The sequence below is a fragment of the Nocardioides sp. genome (assembly GCF_025964975.1).
Classification (GTDB): domain Bacteria; phylum Actinomycetota; class Actinomycetes; order Propionibacteriales; family Nocardioidaceae; genus Nocardioides.
Window position 1 is genome coordinate 1 of sequence record NZ_JAOPXV010000076.1, and the last position, 3081, is coordinate 3081.

The following is a 3081-nucleotide window of genomic DNA, read 5'->3' on the forward strand; positions in this document are numbered from 1 at the left end:
CGCCCGCCACCGGCCCCGACTCGTCAAGCACCCCGGCTGAGCCAGAGCCGGTGATGCCGGCACCCGAGTTCACGATGAAGGAACTCGGACCGCCGCCCAAGGGGCGCAGCACGGACTTCGTCGTTGACCGCAGGTGGTACGGCATGCAGGTGAAGTTCTCGAGACTGGAGACCGAGTTCATCGCCTACGGTGGTGGTTCCTGCGCAGCGATGATGGGCCAGGTGCCTGGGGCAGGATGGATCCTGGCCGCCAACTGCGCTTCCCTGTCCTCGGCAGCAGCGTGGGCTCGAAGCAGGGGCAACTGTCTGGCTGTCAACGTGTACTTCGCTCCGGGCCTGGTGAACCCGTGGTACTGGAACTGCTGAAAGGACTCCCTGATGAGTGAAGCCTTCGCAGCAATCGTGGTCGGCCTCGCCCTGGGGGCGGTGGTCGGGTTCGCTGGATACCGCTGGGGGTGGCAGACCGGACTCGGCGCCGCGATTCTCGTGGTGTTGGCAGGCCTGGCCATGGTGCTGACGGACACTGCCGCACTCCAGTCGGTCACCCTTGGCCTGCTCGCGTGCGCCGCCGTCTCCGCTTCAGCCACGCACGTCGGAGGGCGCAAGCGGGTCACCTAGCCGTCGTGCTGGTGGTTCCGCAGGCCCCGATCGCGCCCGTCACCTCCGTGGCGGGCGCTTTCGTGCGTGCTTGCCCGTGGCCCTCAGCCGGCCACCGAGTGGCTACAGCAGTCCAGCCGATTGGTGCCCCGGCTGGGACTCGAACCCAGACTGAGTCGCTTTTAAGGCGATTTCCTCTGCCGATTGGGATACCGGGGCTACGCACCTCCGGCGAGCGTAGGGCTCACCGGGGCCGCGTGAGCTCCTGGGCGCGCAGGAAGACCTCGTCCAGCATGTCGGGGGTCAGCCGACCGGTGAAGGTGTTCTGCTGGCTCGGGTGGTAGCACCCCAGCAGCGTCAACGGGCCGATCGCCACCTCCGCACCGTGGCCGAACTTCGGCCGCGGTCGAGGCACCTCAAGCCCCACGCTGGCGAGCGCACGCAGCGCAGCCGCCCAACCGTAGCCGCCGAGCGCGACGACGACCTTCAGGTGCGGGAGCACCATGTCGATCTCGGCCCGGAGCCAGGGCTCGCAGGTGTCCCGCTCGGCCGTGGTCGGCATGTTCGCCGGCGGGGCGCACCGGACGGCGGCCACCATCCTGGCGCCGATCAGCCGCTGTCCATCACCGGCGTGGGTGCTATTGGCCTGCGCGGCCAGGCCCACCCGGTGCAGGCTGGCGTACAGCCAGTCGCCGCTGCTGTCACCGGTGAAGACCCGGCCGGTGCGGTTGCCGCCGTTGGCAGCCGGCGCGAGCCCCACGATCAGGAGCTCCGGCTCGTGGTCGCCCCAGCCGGCGATGGGCCGCCCCCAGTAGGGCTGGTCGGCGAACGACGCCCTCTTGACGTGGGCGACCTCCTCGCGCCAGCGCACGAGGCGCGGGCACGCTGAGCAGACGCTCACCCGGGCCTCGAGTTCGCCCAGCGAGTCGGCGCCCGCCAGGCGGCGTACCTGCGCAGCCGTGCGGGCCACGGGCGTGTCCGGCCGCGCCGGGTCCTCCGGCCAACCCGTGCCCGGCGGCACCGGCGAGGCGAACAGCTCGCCGGTCAGCGAGTGCGGGTGCTCGGTCAGGGGCGCATGGACCACGCGATCCCCTCCAGGATGTCGGCCTCGCTCACGAGCAGGCTCTCGACGTTCGTACGCCGCAGCACCCTCGACGCGATCAGCGCCCCGGCGTCGATGACGTCCGCGCGGCCGGGATGCATGTAGCCCAGGGCCAGCCGTTCGGCGACTGTCAGGGACACCAGCCGTTCGACGTACGCATGGACGTCGTCCACCCGGTGCACCGACCTGTCGATCGCCTCGGGGTCGTAGGTGGCGAGGTCGAGCACCCCGGCGGCGATCGTGGTCATCGTGCCCGCGATGCCGACCGCCGTCGCGGCGGCGGCGAGGTCGACCCCGCAGGCGTCGAGCTGGTCGTCGACGTCGCGCACCACGGCACCGATCTCCTCCCGCGTTGCCGGGTCGTGCCGGACGTGGCGCTCGTGGAGCCGGACCGAGCCGATGTCCATCGACTCCGAGGCCAGGAGGGTGTCGTGGCCAGGGGCGGTGTCGTCCCCGAGGACCACTTCGGTCGAGCCACCACCGATGTCGATGACGAGCACCGGGCGGCGTGCGTCGTCGGAGATGTTGCTCATCGCCCCGGCGAAGGCGACTGCTGCCTCCTCCTCCCCCGACAACACCTCGGGCTGGACGCCCAGTCGGAAGAGCACTCCTGCCCTGAACTCGGCTGCGTTGCTGGCGTCGCGGGTCGCGGACGTCGCGCAGAAGCGGATCCGGTCCACGTGGTGCTGACCGATCTGCTCGGCGTAGGTGTCGATCGCGGCGAACGCACGCACCAGCGCCTCCTCGTGGATGCGACCCGTCGCGTCGACCCCCTGTCCGAGCCGCACCATGGCGGACTCACGAACGGCGACCTCGAGCCCGGTGTCGGTGTGCGTGCCGATCAGCAGCTTGATGGTGTTGGTGCCGCAGTCGATGGCAGCGACAGTCGTCATGGATCACATTGTGACCTGATCGTGGACCCGTCGTGGACAGCGGTAGTTCGCTGCCAGCTGGTGGCGGTGAACTACCGCCGTCCTCGCTCAGGTCGTGTCAAAGAGCGCTGGCCCGACGCACGGCCCGGCCTCCCACCAGTCGCCGAGGAGGTCGAGCACCTCGTCGCCGAGCGGGTTGACGCCCCGGCCCTGCGCCAGCGACTGCGCGGCAAGCACGTGGAGACACTTGACCCGGTCGGGCATGCCACCGGCGGAGATGCCCTCGACCTCGGGCACGTCACCCAGCTGCGAGCGGAACTCGAGATAGGCCTCGTGCGCCGACGCGTAGGCGGCAGCGAGCTCGGGGTCCTCGCCCAGCCGGTCCTGCATCTGCTTCATCAGCCCCGATCCCTCCAGGGTGCCGATCCTGGAGGCGGCCCGGGGACAGGTGAGGTAGAAGGTCGTCGGGAAGGGAGTGCCGTTCGGCAGCCGCGGCTCGGTCGTCACGACG

The 3081-nt window shown here is 70.5% G+C and carries 5 protein-coding genes and 1 tRNA gene; 2 read left to right on the forward strand and 4 right to left on the reverse strand.

The window, feature by feature from the left end; translation table 11 throughout:
- Both JWN68_RS05390 and JWN68_RS05395 read left to right on the forward strand, forming a co-directional pair.
- The coding region (locus tag JWN68_RS05390; protein WP_297735803.1) for a hypothetical protein at window positions 1-365 on the forward strand (365 nt) is incomplete at its 5' end.
- A gap of 12 nt (window positions 366-377) precedes the next feature.
- Entirely contained in the window at window positions 378-617 is a 240-nt protein-coding gene (locus JWN68_RS05395; protein WP_297735805.1) for a hypothetical protein, read from the forward strand.
- A 121-nt stretch (window positions 618-738) separates the two neighbouring features.
- Here JWN68_RS05395 and JWN68_RS05400 read toward each other — a convergent pair.
- The 4 genes from JWN68_RS05400 to JWN68_RS05415 form a co-directional block, all read right to left on the reverse strand.
- Window positions 739-815 (reverse strand) — tRNA-Leu (locus JWN68_RS05400).
- A gap of 25 nt (window positions 816-840) precedes the next feature.
- Window positions 841-1680, reverse strand: a complete 840-nt coding sequence (locus JWN68_RS05405; protein WP_297735807.1) for a uracil-DNA glycosylase — start codon at window positions 1678-1680, stop codon at window positions 841-843.
- On the reverse strand, window positions 1662-2591 hold the full coding sequence (locus JWN68_RS05410) for an exopolyphosphatase (RefSeq protein WP_297735809.1): 930 nt from the start codon (window positions 2589-2591) through the stop codon (window positions 1662-1664). The genes JWN68_RS05405 and JWN68_RS05410 overlap by 19 nt, the downstream gene beginning before the upstream one ends.
- Window positions 2592-2678: 87 nt before the next feature.
- On the reverse strand, window positions 2679-3081 hold a 403-nt coding region (locus tag JWN68_RS05415; protein ID WP_297735811.1), incomplete at its 5' end, for a DUF501 domain-containing protein.